Annotated in this window: 9 protein-coding genes and 2 pseudogenes; 6 read left to right on the top strand and 5 right to left on the bottom strand. The window is 69.3% G+C overall.

The annotated features are described in order from the left end of the window. A pseudogene (locus ADK55_RS23590) lies at positions 1–636 on the top strand (serine/threonine protein kinase); the annotation flags it as partial. Positions 637–1,511: 875 nt separating this feature from the next. On the opposite strand, the pseudogene ADK55_RS23585 reads toward ADK55_RS23590, so the two are convergent. Then, a pseudogene (locus ADK55_RS23585) lies at positions 1,512–1,883 on the bottom strand (MerR family transcriptional regulator); the annotation flags it as partial. Between the two features lie 117 nt (positions 1,884–2,000). On the opposite strand from ADK55_RS23585, the gene ADK55_RS23580 reads away from it, so the two are divergent. After that, on the top strand, positions 2,001–3,074 hold the full coding sequence (locus tag ADK55_RS23580; RefSeq protein ID WP_053681790.1) for an alkene reductase: 1,074 nt from the start codon (positions 2,001–2,003) through the stop codon (positions 3,072–3,074). Between the two features lie 246 nt (positions 3,075–3,320). Here the strand turns inward: ADK55_RS23580 and ADK55_RS23575 are convergent, their stop codons facing one another. From ADK55_RS23575 to ADK55_RS23565, 3 genes are all read right to left on the bottom strand, one after another. Further along, positions 3,321–5,771 carry a trypsin-like serine protease gene (locus tag ADK55_RS23575; RefSeq protein WP_159041532.1) on the bottom strand — a complete coding sequence of 817 codons (2,451 nt, stop codon included), beginning with the start codon at positions 5,769–5,771 and terminating at the stop codon, positions 3,321–3,323. A 133-nt stretch (positions 5,772–5,904) separates the two neighbouring features. Continuing rightward, the gene (locus tag ADK55_RS23570; protein ID WP_053681788.1) at positions 5,905–7,542 is read right to left on the bottom strand and encodes a trypsin-like serine protease; all 1,638 of its coding nucleotides are present in this window, start codon (positions 7,540–7,542) and stop codon (positions 5,905–5,907) included. Positions 7,543–7,632: 90 nt separating this feature from the next. Further along, entirely contained in the window at positions 7,633–8,154 is a 522-nt protein-coding gene (locus tag ADK55_RS23565; protein WP_324611197.1) for a hypothetical protein, read from the bottom strand. A gap of 464 nt (positions 8,155–8,618) precedes the next feature. Here ADK55_RS23565 and ADK55_RS23560 point away from each other — a divergent pair, with 464 nt between their 5' ends. From ADK55_RS23560 to ADK55_RS23545, 4 genes are all read left to right on the top strand, one after another. Continuing rightward, positions 8,619–11,981, top strand: coding sequence for an ALF repeat-containing protein (locus tag ADK55_RS23560; RefSeq protein ID WP_053681787.1), 3,363 nt, complete (start codon positions 8,619–8,621; stop codon positions 11,979–11,981). Positions 11,982–12,270: 289 nt separating this feature from the next. After that, positions 12,271–14,319, top strand: coding sequence for a DNA/RNA non-specific endonuclease (locus tag ADK55_RS23555; protein ID WP_234350213.1), 2,049 nt, complete (start codon positions 12,271–12,273; stop codon positions 14,317–14,319). Between the two features lie 30 nt (positions 14,320–14,349). Next, positions 14,350–15,393 carry a hypothetical protein gene (locus ADK55_RS23550; RefSeq protein ID WP_053681785.1) on the top strand — a complete coding sequence of 348 codons (1,044 nt, stop codon included), beginning with the start codon at positions 14,350–14,352 and terminating at the stop codon, positions 15,391–15,393. A gap of 374 nt (positions 15,394–15,767) precedes the next feature. After that, positions 15,768–16,472, top strand: a complete 705-nt coding sequence (locus tag ADK55_RS23545; protein WP_053681784.1) for a CDP-diacylglycerol diphosphatase — start codon at positions 15,768–15,770, stop codon at positions 16,470–16,472. A gap of 476 nt (positions 16,473–16,948) precedes the next feature. Here ADK55_RS23545 and ADK55_RS23540 read toward each other — a convergent pair whose 3' ends face one another. Next, entirely contained in the window at positions 16,949–17,680 is a 732-nt protein-coding gene (locus tag ADK55_RS23540; protein ID WP_053681783.1) for an SDR family oxidoreductase, read from the bottom strand. Positions 17,681–17,746: the final 66 nt, after the last annotated feature.

The following is a 17,746-nucleotide window of genomic DNA, read 5'->3' as shown; positions in this document are numbered from 1 at the left end:
GACCGCGCCGCGCCCCCCCAGCCCGCCACGAACGAAGCCACCGCCACGACCGCGCACACTGCCACAAACGCACGCACTGACACGCCCGCGCCCAAGACCACGCCCGCGCCCTACACCACCTCGGAACCCGTGACCGAGGGGGCCGCCCGAATCGAAGCCGCCGAGGCGCGTGCGGCCTCCGCCCAGCCCCGCAGGCCTCGTACGGTGCTCCTCGTCGCGGCCGGCGTGGCGGCCTGCGCCCTGACCGCGGGCGGATTGACCTACGCACTGTCCGGCAACGACGGGGACACCGCCACCGGTTCGGGCGTACGGATGTCGGTGGCGGGCGCGAACACGACGTACACCGGCAGCTGCCCGACGCCCGAGGGCCGGGCCCCGGCGTTCACCGCGACCTTCACCGCATCCGAACCGACACTGATCTCCTACCGTTGGGTGTCCGGTGACGGCTCGGTGGTGGATCCGCACTGGCGCACCCTGTCCATCGGCGACAAGGCCAACCCGACGGGCCACGACACCGTACGCCTGACCACCTACACGAAGGCGGGCACCCTCACCACCGGAATGGCCGTGGAACTCCAGAGCCCCACCCGCACCCTCTCCAACCCGGTGCCCTTCTCGATCACCTGTACCGGCTGATCCGGCTGATCCCCCAGGAAGCGGAGTCGCGGAGGCCCGACGACGGCCCGATCCGTTCCCGCACCTTGACGAGGTGCGGACCCGCGCGCACGGGCCCCGACTCGTCGGGGCCCGCCTTCCCACAGGTGCCCGCCCGGCCGTGCGCCGTTGCGTCACTCACCGCAGGAGTTGCGTCACTCGCCGCAGGATCCGCCACCGCCACCGCAGGACGAGCCGCCACCGCAGGAGTGACCGCCGCCCCCCGACCCGCCTCCCCGGCCCCCTCCTCGCCAGGGGCCACCACGTCCGCTTCCCCGTAGCGCGGCGATGGCCAGCACGATGATGACGATCCCCAGGCTCACCAGATACTCCATGTGCCCACCCCCAGTCGATGCGCAACTGTCCGAAGGAGATGTTCCGCAGGGCCGGCCCGGTAAGCACGTCTTGAGGAACTCCAGAGCTACGGCGGGCGTGGGCCGTTGGCGGGTTCGGTGCGGGCCCGGCACAGGGTCTCCGCAGCAGCAGCAGCAGCAGCGGCAGCAGCCGCAGCCGAGACCGTGGACCACAGGCCGTTGATGCGACGTGACCGCATCAGAAGAGCTGCCGTGGGGCCCGAAGCGGCCCCGTTCACCGTGCGGAGCCGCTCGGCCGCTCGGCCGCCGACACCACGTCTGCGGCCGGGCGCATTCATCCGGCACGCCCTGAACCCACGAGGTCTGCAGGGCCCGGTGGGGACGCTGGTGTCCGTGGGTCACCCATGTGGCCGAGGAGTGAGAGGGGCTTCAGTCCCGCACCGGCGTCTTCGCTCTGGAAGGCCGCGTGGCCCACGAGGCTTTCCCCTGTCCGGAAGAAGGGTGCGTTGGCCGGCAGGAGGCCGGGGGCCGCCAGTCCGAACCTGCTCCTGCGGCCCTCATCTGCTCTTGGTGTGCCCGGGCCGTGGCCATCAGCGCGTCCAGAGTGTCCCTGGTCCGCAGAAGCTCGGCGATGTGCGCGGAGAGCCGCTCGCGCTCCAGTGCCATCCGCTCCAGCGCGGCGTCGGAGTGCTCTTCACTCGGCGCATCGATGCAGGGCATCAGCTCGGTGATGGTGCGACTGGACAGGCCTGCGGTGTACATCCGCTGGATGAAGGCGATCCGCTCGACCTCGGCGTCCGTGTAGTGCCGCTGCCCGCTGGCACTGCGCGTACTGGTGAGCAGCCCCTGCTCCTCGTAGTAGCGCACGGACCGGACGCTGACTCCGGCGCGTGATGCGAGCTCCCCGATCCGCATGTGACCCTCCCGGCGAACAATTCGTGTCGTAGGCCCTTGCCTCTGACATCGATGTGAGGTTTTAGCGTAGCTGCTGTCCGCGAACCGCGGGCACAACAGCTGCGAAGGAGTGCAGGCATGACGAGTCTGTTCACCAGTTACCAACTCGGCGGCCTTACGCTGCCCAACCGTATGGTCATGGCCCCGATGACCCGCGGCCGCGCTGTCGCCGACGGCCTGGCGACCCCGTCCATGGCGACCTACTACGCCCAGCGGGCCACGGCCGGACTGATCGTGAGCGAAGGGGTGCAGCCGAGCCTGATCGGGCAGTCCAACCCGGGCACACCGGGACTGCACACCGACGAACAGGTCGAGGCGTGGCGCCCCGTGACCGCCGCCGTCCACGCCAACGGAGGACGTATCTTCGCCCAGCTCATGCACGGAGGCCGCGTCTCCCACCCCGACACCACCGGCCTCCAGCCGGTCGGTCCGTCCGCGGTTCCCGCCGCCGGCGACGTGTTCACCCCCACCGGCCCGCAGCCCGCCCCGATGCCGCGAGCATTGGAGACCACCGAAGTGCCCGAACACGCGCGGTCCTACGCCCGGGCCGCCCGCCGCGCCGTGGACGCGGGCTTCGACGGAGTGGAACTGCACGGTGCCAACGGCTATCTGATCTCACAGTTCCTGTCATCCAACGCCAACCTGCGCACGGACCGCTACGGAGGCACGATCGCCAACCGCATCAGGTTCGCCGTCGAGGCCGTCGCCGCCACCGTCGAGACCGTCGGCGCGGAGAGGACCGGCCTCCGGCTCTCACCGGGCGGGACCTTCTGGGGAGTGGAGGAGAGCGAAGTCCGTGACCTCTACACCGCACTGCTCACCGAACTGGACCCCCTTGGGCTCGCATACGTACACCTCGAAGCCACCAGCGACGAAGCCACGCTCGTCGCCCTGCGCCGTGCGTGGCAGGGCACGCTCGTGATGAACCCGGTGTTTCCGATGGGCCGCAAGCAGACCGGGAGGGAGGACGCCGACCACTGGCTCGGTTTGGGCGCCGACCTCATCAGCTTCGGCCGAGCATTCCTCGCCAACCCCGACCTGGTCGAACGACTGCGCGGTGGTCTTCCCCTCGCCCCCGTCGACGAGGCCACGTACTTCCAAGGCGGCGACACGGGCTACCTGACCTACCCGGCCCACCGGTACGCGGCGTGACTCCGAGCTGCGGCGGCCAGGCGAACCCACGGAGGTGAACAACAGCCGGCCTGCACGGTCATCGAATGCGCCCACGAGGTCGGCGACCTGGGCGGCCTCGGTACCGCGCCGTCGGTATCCGCCAGGCGTTCGCCGGACTGGGTCATCCCCCTCGATCCGGCCGCGCGGGCGCACCCTCGGGCAGCGACGCACGACCGCCCGTACCGGGTGGCTGTCCCGGTACGGGCGGGCCGGTGTGAGCGACTGCTACTTGCCGGTGGTGGCGGTGAGGTCGGCCGGGTCGGTGAGGGCGCCCGGGATGTCACGCCAGGCGGTCCACGAGCCGGTCGTGGTGTCGAGGGTGGTGCTCCGTACCCTGCCGCTCGCGCCGGTCGCGTAGACGAGGACGTTGTTGGCGGCGTGGGCGCTGGTGACTCGGGTCAGGCCGGTGCCGCCGACCTTGGTCCAAGTCGGCTTCCAGTTCCCGGCCAGGTAATCGCCCGCCTGCGCGTGGAGCGCGCCGTCAGCGCCGATGACCTGGACGTGGACGGTGTGGCCGGTGACGGACACCGCGATGTCCTTGGCGCCGGTGAAGCCACCGGGCAACTCGCCCCAGACGGTCCACTTGCCGGTGCGGGTGTCGAGGTCGCGGCCGTAGGCCTTGCCGCCGCTGACACCGTAGAGGCGGACGTAGGATCCGGCCTTCGCGCTGCTGATGGCGGTCATGTCCGCCATGCCCGCGACCGGGGTCCAAGTGGTGTTCCACCGCCCGGCGTTGTAGTCGCCGGCCTGGGTGTAGAGCGCGCCCTCGGATCCCAGGATCTGGACGTACATCACGTTGTTGATCATGGAGGCGGCGATGTCCCTGACACCGCCGGCGCCGCCGGGGATCTCGGTCCAGTTGCCCCACGTGCTGGTAAGCGTGTCGAAGTCGCGGCCGTAGACCTTGCCCCCGGCGACGCCGACGTAGCGGATGGCGGTGCCCGCGTCCACAGCGGCGAGCCGGGTGATCGCCACACCGCCCACGTTGGTCCACTGGGCGCCGAAGGAACCGGTGTCCAACTGTCCGTTCTGGCTGAACAGCGTGTTGCCGGCCGAGGCGGCCAGCGTCACCTTCGACGGGGCGGCGGCGACGGTGGCGGCGACGTCGGAAGCTCCGCCGAGACCACCCGGAAGCTCGGCGAAGGAGCTCCAGGATCCGGTGGCGGTCTCCATCGAGGCGTTGGTGATCCTGCCGCCGGTACCCACGGCGTAGAGCTCGACGGTGTTGCCCGAGGCAATGCTGCTGATGCGGGTCAGGCCCGTGCCGCCGGCCTTGGTCCACGCACTGTTCCAGCGGCCGGCGTCATAGTTGCCGAACTGTGTCCAGATCGCGCCGTCGGCGCCGATGACCTGCACGTGGACGTTGTTCCCGACGGTGCTGGAGGCGATGTCGACCGCGCCGTCGATGCCGCCCGGGACCGCACCCCACGAGGTCCAGTTGCCGGTGCGGGTGTCGAGGTCGCGGCCGTAGACCCCACCGCCGCCGATGCCCTGGACACGCACGGTGGTGCCGGCGGCCGCGCTGGTGATGTGTGTCAGGCCGGTCGCGCCGACGGGGGTCCAGTAGGTGTTCCAGCGGCCGGCCTTGTAGTCGGCGGCCTGCGCGTACAAGTTCCCTTCAGAACCGACGATCAGTACGTGGACGGTGTCGCCCACGAGCGCGGCCGTGATGTCCTTCGCGCCGGCGGCACCACCGGGGATCTGGCCCCAGACGGACCACTTGCCGGTCGCGAGGTCCAGGTCGTGGCCGTAGACCTGACCGCCCGCGATGGCGTAGGCGCGGACCGTGTCCCCGTGGCGGACCGTACTGATCCGGGAGATGTCGAGCCCGTCGATCTTGTCCCACGACGCGCCGTACTCCCCGTAGGCGAGGTCTCCGGTCTGCGACCACGAGGCCCCTCCGCCGGCGGCGATGAGCGAAACCTGCCCGCCCTGACGCGGAGCGACGGTCTGGTCGATCCAGCCGGCGATGTTGTCGGCGCGGGCGGCGATGGCGCCCGTACGGATCTCGGCCGGGTCGGTGCCGAGGCAGCCACCCTGCCAGGAACGGCTGTTGACGCCGACGAGCTCACCGGCGGCGTTCAGCAGCGGGCCGCCGGTGTCGCCCTTGCAGATGGCGTCGGCGCCCTTGCCGGTGAGGGCGAGGGTGGCGCCATCGGACGAGTTCAGCGTGAAGGCTCCGCTGTGGAGCTTGCCGGGCACCCACTCGGTCTTTGTCCTGCCGAAGCCGGCCGCGGTCACCTCCGCGCCCGACGCGGGGGCGGTGGCGGCGCGTTTGACGGTGGGGATGCCGACGGCCGGGGTGGCGAGGCGGGCGAGGATCAGGTCCCGGTCGGCGGCGCCGGCGGAGACTTCGACGATCTCGCGGCGCCGGCCGTCGCTCGATGTCGCAATGGTCTTCAGCGCGGGCTTGCCGGCCGGGACCCCCACGCCGGGAGTGGTGGCGAAGCAACTCGCCGCGGTCAGTACCCAGCGCGGGTCGACCAGCGTTGCGGTGCAGGCGCGGCCGGTCGCCTCGTCACCGAGGGCCAGCTGCACGATGGAGGCGTACGGTCCGGAGGCGGCCTCCGGCCCGGTGACGGCTTGGGCGGTTCCGACGGTGACCAGGGAGGTGGCGACCGCGACCGCGGCCACCACGAGGCCGGGCCGCACCGAGCGGGTATGGAGAACTGGCATACGGAACATCCTTAAGCAGACAGGATCAGGATCTGGTGCCCGAGCGCGCGGAGGAGCGGGCTCGTCGGCGCCGGGGACGACGGCGGGGACGACGGCGGCCCCGCGACCGGTATCGCGGGGCCGGAGAGTCGGATCAGCTGTGCAGGGTGGCTGTGATGGCGAGCGCCCCGGGAGCTCCGGGCAGGCCCTCCAGGGGCACGGTGACGGGAGCGCCCCAGGTACGGTCGGTGTGGCGGGTGGTGTGCAGGACCTTGCCGTCGGCGGTGGTGACGGCGATCTGGAGCTCGCCGTTGACTGCGGCGGCGGAGAGGGATGTGGCGGTGATGCTCCCGAAGTAGGGCTTCAGGTCTCCGAAGGCGGTCCACGTTCCGTCGGGATTGCGGAGCGTGTGGTACTGGCGGGAGCCGTTGTCGGTGGCTACCACGAAGTGCGTCCCGTCGCCGGCGCCGGCCATGCTGATCGAGGTGATGGGGCCGGTGCTGCCGGCGGCCTGGGACACGTTGCCCCAGCTCAGCCAGTTCCCGTTGGTCTGACGGATGCTGTGATAGGGCCTTCCGCCGCTGACGAGGCCGACCTGGAGCTCGCCCCGGACACTGGCGGTCGCGGCAGCGGTCACGTGGGTGAGGGAGCCGCTGCTGACGTCGCGGAAGGGGGTCCAACTGCCCGCGGCGTTGCGGACCGTGTGGAAGGCCTTTCCGTCGGCGACGGCCACGACGTGGAGGTCGTAGCCGATGGAGACGGCTGAGACCTGGGTGAGGTTGCCGAGGGTGTTTGCCGCGGCGAAGACGTCTCCGAACCGGCCCCAGGTGCCGTCCGCCTTGCGGATGGTGTGGGAAAGGCCGCCGCTGTTGCTGATGGCCAGCACGTGCGTGTCGCCGTTGATACCGGCAGCGGCGGAGCTGCGGATTCCGCCCAAGTCGTTGACCTTGGCCTGGACGTCGCTGAACCCGGTCCACGAACCGTCGGGCAGGCGAATGCCTTGGTAGAGGCTGCTGCCGGACTGTACGAGGGTCTCGGTCTGCCAGCCCGAAGTCGTCGCGCGGTATCCGTCGATCCACTCACGCAAGTCGTCGACGCGGGCGGCGATCGCGCCGGTACGGGTCTCGGCGGGGTCGGCGGCGTAGCAGCCACCCTGCCAGGAACGGCTGTTGACGCCAACCAACTCGCCGGCGCCGTTCAGGAGAGGCCCACCTGTGTCGCCCTTGCACAGGGAGTCGGTGCCCTTGCCGGTGATGCTGAGGCTGGTGGCATCCGCAGCGTTCACGTTGAACGAACCGGTGTGGGGCTTGTCGGGCACCCACTCGGTCCTGGTGCGCCCGAACCCGGCCGCCGTCAGCTCGGCACCGGCCACGGGTGCAACGTTCGCGCGCTTGACGCCGGTGAGGGCAGCGGAGGGGGTGGCCAGGCGGGCGAGGACGACGTCGCGGTCTGCGCGTGGAGCGATCTCGACGATGTCCACGGTCTTGCCGTCGCTGAGGGTCGCCGTGGACTTCAGCGCCGGCTTGCCGGCCGGGACCGTCGTACCCGGGGTGGTCGCGAAACAACTGGCGGCGGTCAGGAGCCAGTTGGCGTCGACGAGAGTGGCGGTGCAGCCACGGCTGTTTGCCTCGCCACCGACGACCAGCTTTGCGGTGAAGGCGTACTGACCGGCCGGTGTCTCGGGACCGACGACGGCCTGAGCCGGCCCGGCCGATACGAGGCCCACCGCAACGGCGGTGGCGGTGACGAGCAGACCGGTCGCCCGCGCAGGGCGGAGACGCGTTTCAGTCATGGTCTTCTTTCAGAACAGGAAAGGGAGCCGATGCGTTCGGCGGTGACACGCGGGTTTGCCCGGCGAGAAAGGGCGGCGACGCGACGAGGACTACTTGGAAGTCCTGATTTCGAGAAGCATGAAATCACGCCCCTGCTCGTCTGCGGTCTCACCAACGGCCGTCCAGGTGTTCTTGTCGACGTTGAACGTCTTCTCCTCGGAGCCGGTCGACATTTCGACCTGGGCGGCAAAATTGTTTCCCTTGATTCCGAAGACCGCCGGGATCTCCAGGCTCAGATAGCCCTTGTCTCCGGTGACTCGGAAGCAGACCTTCTCGTTCACATGGGAGAAGACTTCCATCAGTTCGGGCGCACCCGTGCACTCGGCGAGGAGGATATTCCCATTCCCGCTCTTGAGCTTGATCTTTTTCTCCGCGAGGATCTTGTCGGCGTTCGGGTAGGCGAAGTCCTCGACGGCATATCCGGGGCCCTCATCGGCGATCGACTTCGTAGAGATGCCTTCCGCGCCGGATCCTCCGGTCACGCCGCCCGCGACAGCGGCCCAGGCCAGAGCACCCGCACCCACAGCCGCGCCGACGATCCGCAGGATTGTGCCACGTGCCTTCATGTTCATCCTCAGTTTCGAATGTAGGTGATCCCGAACGTGCGTACATGCGCCGCGATCGGGGGAAATCGTCAGACCGGTAGATGGGTGCGCGCGTGCTTTCTGGGCGCCCCGGTAGCCGGCTGGGCAACGCAGTCGAATGAATGCTACGACGGAGCTTCGAGGTGGCTGACGATCTCCTGAATGAAACCAAGCCACACGCCATCCAGCCAATGGGATAGAGAGGGTATACAGGTACATAACCGCCATCGGTGGAGTGACTTGCGCCACTCCGCGAAATGGTTGTGGCGGTTTTGCGAAAACCTGAGGATGAGATCCGGCCATCTTTTGAATGTAGTGTCGGTGAGGTTCCAGCCAGGTGTGTTCAGGGCCTGTTGCTGCTTAAGGTCAGCTGACTGTCGTTCCGGTGATTGTCGATTTATCCCGGGCGTGATTGGGCCTCGACCTCGAGGAATCAACAGAGAGGTTCTTCCGTGCAGGAAACTTTTTGGAGCCGACGCCGGTTCGCTACCGCCGTCGCGGCGAGCGCGGCTGCCGTCTCCACTCCCTGGCTGTTCACCACACCCGTACGGGCAGCCACCAGCAGCGGCGCGGCCGGAGCGACCACCGCGGCCGGAGACGCGCTGTCGCTTCCGGACACGGAGCGGGCCCGGGTCGTCAAGGCCTGGATGCTGGGCGGTCGTTCGGTCAAGGAGGCGGCCACGTACGCACTCAGCGGCACCGACCAGGACATTGCGACCTTCCTGGCCGAGCAGCTGCCGAGGGCGACGCGGGTCGACAACCGTGTCGCCGCCTTCACCTATCTCGGCTACGGAGGCAAGAGTGTCCGCAGAGACGTCACCGCGGCCCTCAACGGTGGTGACGGGGCGATATCCGCATTCGTCAAGGACGGATTCCGCTCCTCGGTAACCGAGGACATGCGGGTCTCGACCCTCACTGTCATGGCCAATGGTGGAAAGAGCATCAAGCGGGACGGCAACGCCGCGCTGAGTGCCAGTACGGACCAGGCGCTGGAGCAGTTCCTGCTCACGTCCCAGTACAACGCCAGGCTGGAGGACATGCGGGTGGACATCCTCCGCAGCCTTGCCACGGCCGGACCGGAACTCAAGAAATACGCGAACCGCGCCCTGAGCGGTACCGCGGACGACGTTCAGTGGTATCTCGACACTGGCCAGCACATCGCGCGGGCCCGCGACCAGGAAGCCGCCACCATCGGGCAGTTGGTCGCCATCGTCGAGCGCGAGAGCGCGCGTGCGCGGGAACAGACCGACCTCGCGGTCGAGGCCTCCGCGCGTGCGACGACAGCCGCGAGCAAGGCGAAGGAGGCGGCTGAAACGGCAGCGGCCGAAGCCGAGAAGGCAAGGGACGACGTCCGCAGGTCCGCCGAGGCGGCCCGCCAGGCCGCCACCGCCGCCGGCGGCGCCGCGGCAGCGGCCCGCACGGCCATCCGCGCCTCCTCCGCGGCGGTCCAGGCGTCGCAGCGGGCGTCCTGGGCGGCCACGGCGGCCTCCCAGGCGGCCGCCGCCGCGGGATCGGCGGCCACGCGCGCCTATCACGCCGCCATCGCCGCGTCGAAGGACGCGTCGAAGACCAACGAGGCCAAGAACGCCGCCGTCGCCGCCCGTGACGCCGCCGCGAAGGCGTACTCCGCTGCCAAGGCTGCCGATGACGCGGCCGTCGCCTCGGAGCAGTCGGCCGGCGCCGGTCTGGCCGCGGCGGACGCCGCCCGCGACGCCGCGGCCGCCGCGAAGGCCTCCGCCCAGGCGGCCGAGGCCTCCGGTGTCGCCCAGGGTGAGGCGGCCGAGGCCAAGCGTCAGGCCGCGCTCGCCTCCACCGCCGCCAACCAGGCGACCAACGCCGCCTCCACGGCCCAGGCGCTGGCTTCGACCGCTGCCAAGGCCGCCCGCACCGCGAACAGTGCGGCCAAATCAGCCGCCGTACACGCCGAAAAGGCCGCTGACGCCGCCGAAGAAGCCGTCAAGTACGCAGGACAGGCGATCGACTTCGCCAACAAGTCCACCGCCTACGCCGACGAGGCGGTCAAGGCGGCCAACCTCGCGACGCAGGCCATCGCGGACGCGCTGAACGTGGAGAAGAACGCCCGCGCCGCCGAGGCGGCCAGGCTGGCGGCCGACAGGCTGCAAGGAATGAAGGAGGCTGCTCAACTCGCCCTGCTGGACAAGAGCGAACGCGCGGCCGTCCTGAACAAGCGCACACAGGCACAGCAGACCACCCAGGCCACCAAGGACCTCATAGCCAGGGCGGAGCAGGCCCTCGGCAGCGACAACCTGACCGTCGCCGCAACCCTGGGTCGCCAGGCAGCCACCGCTCTGCTCGAGGCCCATGGCACCTGGACCCGCCAGGCCGCACGCTTCGCTCTCGCCGGATCCGACTACGACGTGTTCTCCTGGATCGACCTCGATCGGCAGCTCGCCGCGGCCCAGGACGATCGCGAGACCATCCTCTTCATCGCCCAGGTCTCCGAACCGGCGGTCGCGAAGGCGGCGGTCCAGGCCCTCGCCGGCGGAGTCCCCGCGGAAGGGGACTTCAACACCGGCGGTGTCATCAAGGCACGTGCCGAGGACAACAGGGTCAACATCCTGAAGATCCTGCACGAGAAGCCCGGCAAGGCTGTCACCAAGGCTGCCAACGACGCACTGAACACCAATACACCGGAATCGCTCCAGAAGTTCTTCGACGAGGACCTTCCCAAGGCCGTCGAAGAGGACGACGCCGTCGCCACCATGAAGGTCATAGCCACCGCTGACGCGTACACCAAGGCCTACGCCGAAGTCGCCATGGAGGGCCCCGCCTGGATGCGCCGGCGCTTCGTGGAATTCGTCCAGCACCGAGCCACCCAGCTTGACTACGACTCCCTCAGCCACGCCGCCGCCATGCAGGCTGCCATCGCCGCAGCAGCCAAGATCGCCCAGGAGGCACAGCGAGACGCGGCACTCGCCTCCCAGGTGGCTGCGATAGCCCGGGATGCCGGGACCAAGGCCCAAGAATGGGCTGACAAGGCGGTGGACTCGGCGAAACTGGCCGACGGCTTCGCAGCCCAGGCCCGCCGGCACGCGGACGCGGCGGACAAATCCGCCGCCGACGCCCAGACTTCGGCGAACAAGGCCAAGGACGCCGCCGCCACCGCACAGAGTGCCTCCCGCGCGGCGAACCACTCCGCCAACCGCGCCATCGACGCGGCCCGCAGCGCACTGGCCTCTTCCTACAGCGCCCAGGCCTCCGCCGCCGATGCCCACCAGGCCGAGCTCGCCGCCGGCCGGGACGCCAAGACCGCCGCCGCGGCCGCCGCCGACGCACGCCAGATCGCGGCGGACAAGCGGACGGCAGAAGTGAGGGAAGCCGCGCGCGTCGCCGCCGAACAGGCACAGAAGGACCGGGACGCCAACCACAATCCCTCCGACACGACGACCAACGACACGGTCAATCCGAAGGGAAGCGAAGCAGGCAAGGACGAATGGTGGAACGACGCCAAATGGTGGGCTGACACCGCCGACAAGGTGAGCATGGCAGCCGGTCTCCTGGCAGCGGGCTTCGCCGTCTCCTGCGTGTTCTTCCCGGCGGCACCCGTTCTGGGCAGCATCGCCGCGGTCTGCCTCGGCATCTCTGTCGTAGCCGCTGGAGTCAGCGTGCTGGCCACGGGCATCGAATACGGCTTCACCAGCGGCGAGTTCGTCTCCTCGGCCGGCCGTACGGCACTGGGGCTCGTCACCCGCGGCGGCGGACGTGTTGCCTCCACCGTGGCCAAGCCGGTCGTCAAGAAGGTGGTCAAGGTCGCCGAAGACGTCGCGTCCGACATCGTCAAGGTATTCACCTGACAGCCGCTCACCACTGACCTTGCCCCCGCCGGCGGTGGTGCGTCTCCGCCCAATCGGTCGGAGACCAACCCGGGTATCTCTCCGCCCTGAGTGGCACAGACGATTCCGCTCAACTGATCACGCGGCCGGCCATGTGGTGGCTGGGGTGAGTTGCCACCGCAGGCGCCCGAGGCGCCCCCTGCCAGGTGCGGAGTATCGACCCGGCGATCTCACGCGTCTTCCCACCCCGGCCAAGACCCGGCCGGCTGCGGTGAACAGTCCGTAAGTGATCTCGCCGCACGCTCCGAGAGTGCCTGCCTCGGGCGCGTCACATGGAGTGCCACCCCTCGATACCCATCTACCAAGACAGAAGAGAGATCTGACAAGCATGCACAGCACACGTCCCAGAGGCAGCGTGCGAATACGGGCCCGGTCGACCCTGCTCTCGGTACTGATGGCCGCGACGCTGGGACTCACCACCACGGGCATGGCCACGGCACAGCCGGCCACAGACAAGCCCACGCAACTGCAGAGCACGGATCGGTCCGCCGCAACGGCTTCCGCGGCGACAGCCGGCGTCGCGCCGAGGACGTCCGGGGAACACTGCGAGGCCACGGCGCCAGACTCGAAGGAACGCAGGAAGGGCGCTGTCGAGGCCTGCCTCACCATCGCCTCCTCGCCCCGGCCCGCCGCCGCACAGCCGCGCGCCGCCGCACAGCCGGCCGCCGCCGCACAGTCGCTTGCCGGCGCCGGCTGCGCCGTCAGTGGTCTCGGCAACTACTCGTATGAGCGCTTCAGTTACTGCGTGTCCGGGCTGAACGTCCTCTACATCCTGCGCGACGGCAACGGCGCGGAGATCGGGCGAGGCACCCTGGAGGTCTCCACCAGCGCGTCGCTTCCGGCCAGTGGCACGACGTGGAGTGAGCAGGTCACCACGAAGATGACCTCTGCGCAGGGCGACGTCACCGCGCTCACCGCCAAGTTCCGCGCCGCCTGCGGAACCGGTTGCAAGGCGACGAAGGCCGCGCCCTGGTTCGGGGGCAACCTGACCGTGGGACAGTCCCTCACCGGCACCGTCTCGTACTCCTCGACCCCCGCGGCGGGAGCGGTTTCCGAGTTCGACACCTCATACCAGATGTACGTGACCATGCCGGGTGCCACGATCACCGACCCGAACGCCTCGTGGACCAACCCGCGCAAGATCCGCTGCGACGATGCCGTCGCAGACCCCGCGGGCACCCCGTCGCCGGGCTGCGTCATCCCCTCGGTCATGGCGCTCGTCGAGATGAACGCACAGGGCTCGGACCCCGGTGGCGCGGTCGCCGCCTACCAGTGGGCCCAACAGCACCTCAACGACGGGTGGGGAAAGGCCAAGCCGCTGACCCGGCAGAAGAGCGGCACGGCCGACCGCTCGGGCCGCACCTGCGGCAGCGCGGGAACGGAGCCCTTCGACGCGAACACCGACCTCGTCGACACCGACACTTGCGCCGAATTCCCCTTCGCGGAAGTCAAGGAAGGAGGAATCGACGGGGCCCGGTGCGTCGAGGTGATCCCCAACGCCAGCAGTGGCGGCTGGGACACCTACGTCCTCGGCAACAGCCTGGATCTGGATCCTGCGGCGCCGTGCGTGCGCGCTCATGTCCCGGCAAAGGAAAAGCAGTTCGCCGACGGGAAGCTCGCTGAGGGATTCCAGAGCCAGCGGGTCATTGACGCCGACCAGTTCAAGGTCGAATTCACGACGCCGGCCGGGGCTCCGCAGGCCGCATGTCTGGCGAATCTGCCGGCCGGGGCCCTTCCCAAGGGTGACGGCTGGTACCAGAACACCACCGAACCCGTCGCCCACGTCAACAAGACCACCACCCCGAAGGGCGGGGCGGGCACCCGCCCGACCAAGGCGACAGCCTGCCTGGGTAAGAACGTCGTCGAGGGCAAGCATGCCGGGGGTGACCCCACCGGCTGGCAGGACGCGAAGAAGTTCCGCGACGACTACTCTTCCGGAACCGATCTGGCCCGGTGTCACCTGATCGCCAACATCCTCGGCGGCCCGGGGAAAGTCAGGGATGGAGGCCAGAACAATCTCGTCCCCTGCTGGCAGGTGGGAATGAACACCGGAACGCCCAGCATGAGGAGCTTCGAGTACCAGGCTCAGGAGGAAGTGAAGAAGTCGTCCTTCGGCGCCAACGATGCGATTCTCTACCAGGTGACCCCCGTCTTCCGGGATGCCACGAGCACCATCCCGGTGGGCGTGACGATGACCGCTAACATCGAACGGGCGAACGGGACGACAGAGTTGCTGTTCCCCAACGTCTACGTCCCCAACACCTTGAAGGACACCGGGACTCTCAACCTCGGAAACTGATGACAACCCATTAGCACCCTAGGGGCCAGTATGAGTCGAACCACACCACCGCGGCCTCTCGAAGTCGCGGAGCTCTTCCCCCAGCTGGCCCCGCTCGAACGCACGGCGACCCGGCTGCACCCCCGCCCCGGATCGCCCACACCGCACGACAGTTCCGTCGGCGGGCCGCTCCTCTGGCCCGCCGACGAACCGTGGCCGCACTGCGAGGGACCGCACAAATGGGGCGGAAACGAGATTCTCTCCCCGCAGGACGTGAGGGAGCGGCGGCGCATCCGGGCACTGGTGGCGAACCGACCAGGCGGTGATCCCCCGGTCACCCGATACACGCCTGAGGAACTGGCGATCGAGGAGCGAATCAACGCAGGCCGCCCCTGGCCCGACGGACCGATCGCCATGCTGCCCGTCGCTCAGCTGTACGTGCGTGACGTCCCGTCGCTGCGCCCGCCCGGGCAGTCCGAGGCCGACCTGCTTCAAGTTCTCTGGTGTCCCTTCGACCACCCGGCACACCCCAGGACCGCACTGTTCTGGCGGACCGAAGCGACCGTGGCGGACGTGCTCGAGGCACCTCCCGAGCCGCCTGCCGTCCAATTCTCCGCCTACGTTCCGGAGCCGTGTCTGCTCACGCCGGAGCAGGTCACCGAATACCCGAACCACATGGAGCTGAGTGAGGAACTCCAACAGCAACTGGAGGACTGGAGCAGGTGGCAGGCGGCCGGAGCGGCAGTGGACAACTCCTACGAGGTCGCCCCGGAGGAGTTCTACACGGACGTGCTGTCGCTGGCACCCGGTTGGAAGATCGGTGGCTGGACCCGCTGGGGCCTCACTGATCCCGTCCCGCGGGCATGCTCCGTGTGTGGCGCCGAGGCGAAGCCGCTGCTCACCATCGCCACCACAGAATGGGCCGCCGACGGCGAGAGCTGGATCCCCGAGGAGGACCAGGCGGATCCCCCGCGACAACTCCCCGGCACCCCTCCGGGGAACTTCACCGGGCTCGAAGTCGCCCGTGGCTATGACCTCCAACTTCACACCTGCCCGGTAGCCGCCAACCATCCTCACATCGAGCTCATACAGTGAGGCGGCACGCGGTTCCCGCGCCTCACGCGTGACGCCGTGGGCCGGCTTCGTTGGGCCTTCCGGCGCAATTCTGGGCGTTCCGCCCGCACCTTCCCGGGAGGTGGGCGGTCCCGCGCCTAGGTTGGTCGGTCGAAGCAGAGGTCGTCGACCATCGGAGTCCTTGCATGAATGCGACCGTCACGCCGAACGGCATGCCCCGGCGTCAGTTTGTGGCGCTTTCCGGTGTCCTGGGTGCGGGTGCCCTGCTGGCCGGGGCGGGCGGCAGCGCGTCCGCGGCGGCGTGTCCGCCGCCCGGCTCCGGCGGTTCGTCGTGCTGCCCCTGCCCGACGGATCCGCCGCCTCCCGGCGGCCCGAGCCCGTGCCCCCCGGCCCAGATGCAGTCCCTGTGCGGCAGTCCCGCGGACACCGACCCGCTGTGGCAGGACGTGCAGTACTGCACGCAGGGGATCGTCCCGCCCAGCGGGCACAAGGCGGACTGCCTCAAGACCACCCCCAACTACGTGGTGCTGCACGGCGAGCCCGTGTCGACGCACAACTACCTGACCGTCCCGGCTTGCCGGATCACGGGCATCGAGTGCCCGTTCCTGCTGACGCCCAACGTCGCGAACTACTGGCACGAGGCCTGGGAGAACGCCCGCAGGGGCGGCGACGTGCCCGTGCAGTACCGCTACATCGGGCTGGGCATCAACTCGCAGGCCGCCCGGCGGCTCGACCAGCTGCACATCCACATGGCCGGCGTCCGAGACAGCACGCAGCTGCGGCTGCAAGCCCTGGACGCGGCGGGGCGGGTCACGACAAACCCGTCGCAATGGGGGGACACCCAGTACCAGTCGCTGGTGACGGGAACGCAAGGGGACCGCACCTACCGGATCCTGCGACTCCCGGCGTTGACGGCAAACCTGTTCGCCCTGCTGGACACGAACGTGGTGCGGCGGTTCGGGCTCCAGATGGCGGGCCAGACCTTGGTAGTCGTGCCGAGGATGACCCCGACCGGCTTCGACGGCGCCTTCTACGTCCTCAACAGCGACGCCTCACTCCCCAGCGGCACCACCACCTGCGACCGTCTGCTCGTGTACTGACGCCGGTCCGCGGACGCCCGGCTGCCAGGCGTGCGCCGGCGGACCGGCCGCGACGCTGAGCCTGGGAAGCCGGCCGGAGTGACCGGCGCCGGTCCGGTCGCCTTCCCGCACGGTTCCAGCTCGGCGGAGCTCGCGTTGGCCGGCGCCCGGGTCAACCGCTGCGGCAGAGCGAACACCTCAACGCCGTCGTTCAAGGGGGCAGTGACCCACTCCGGCCACACCCACCCAAGGAGCCGCTCAACTTTGTCGTGGGCCATCCGAGCATGATGTGTGACCGGACGCGGTAGTTGGAACCAGGAGGGTGTGGTGAACTTGCGATTCGGACCCCGCAGGTCACGCTTGTTGGAACCACATGGTCACACTGCTTGCAACCTGCGGTGCATTGCCATTCATGGTGGAACCCGCGTCGATACACCGGTTCGAGACGCGCGGACGAAGCCGCCTCATCCGGCGGCTGATGACGGCGGCCGTGCACATCACCAGGGGACTACGCCGGCGTCGTTGAAGAACTTGCCGGTCGGGCCGTCGTCCGGCAGGGTCGCCAGTTTGATGGCGATCGCCGCGCCCTGTTCGGGGGTGCGCACGCCGTGGAAGCTGTTGAGGTCGGTCGCGACGTAGCCGGGGCAGCCGGCGTTGATCAGGATGTTCGTGCCGCTCAGCTCCCGGGCGTACTGGAGGGTGACGGCGTTCAGGAACGTCTTCGACGGCGCGTACGCCACGGCGATCGGACCCGTCGTCTGCTCAGCAGCGGTTCCTGACTGCCGCGTGAGGGAGCCGACACTGCTGGACATGTTCACGATCCGCGGTGAGCCAGAGCGACGCAGCAGCGGCATCATGGCGTTGGTGACGCGGATGACGCCGATCACGTTGGTCTCCACGACCGTCCGGATGGTGGCGAGATCGACCCGGGTGGGTTCCTGCGGCATGCCGCCGGCGATGCCGGCGTTGTTGACGAGCACATCGAGGCGCCCGGCCTGTTCCTCGATCAGCCGTGCGGCGGAGGTCGCGCTCGCGTCGTCGGTCACGTCCAGTGGTACGCCGAACGCGTCGACGCCGGCGGCGCGCAGTCTCTCCACCGCGGCCATACGGCGCTGATCGTCGCGGGCGCCGACTCCGACCCTCCAGCCGAGGGCGCCCAGCCCCGCGGCGATCTCGTAGCCGATTCCCTTGTTCGCGCCGGTGACCAGCGCAATCGTTCGTTCGCTCATGGGGACCATCCTGCTCTCCGACCGCGGCGAAGGTCCAAGACCGATCGGGTAGGCAGCGATACCTTC

Source organism: Streptomyces sp. WM4235 (assembly GCF_001279725.1).
Classification (GTDB): Bacteria; Actinomycetota; Actinomycetes; order Streptomycetales; family Streptomycetaceae; genus Streptomyces.
Note: the sequence above shows the minus strand (reverse complement) of the source record. Positions and strands in the feature narration are given on the sequence as shown.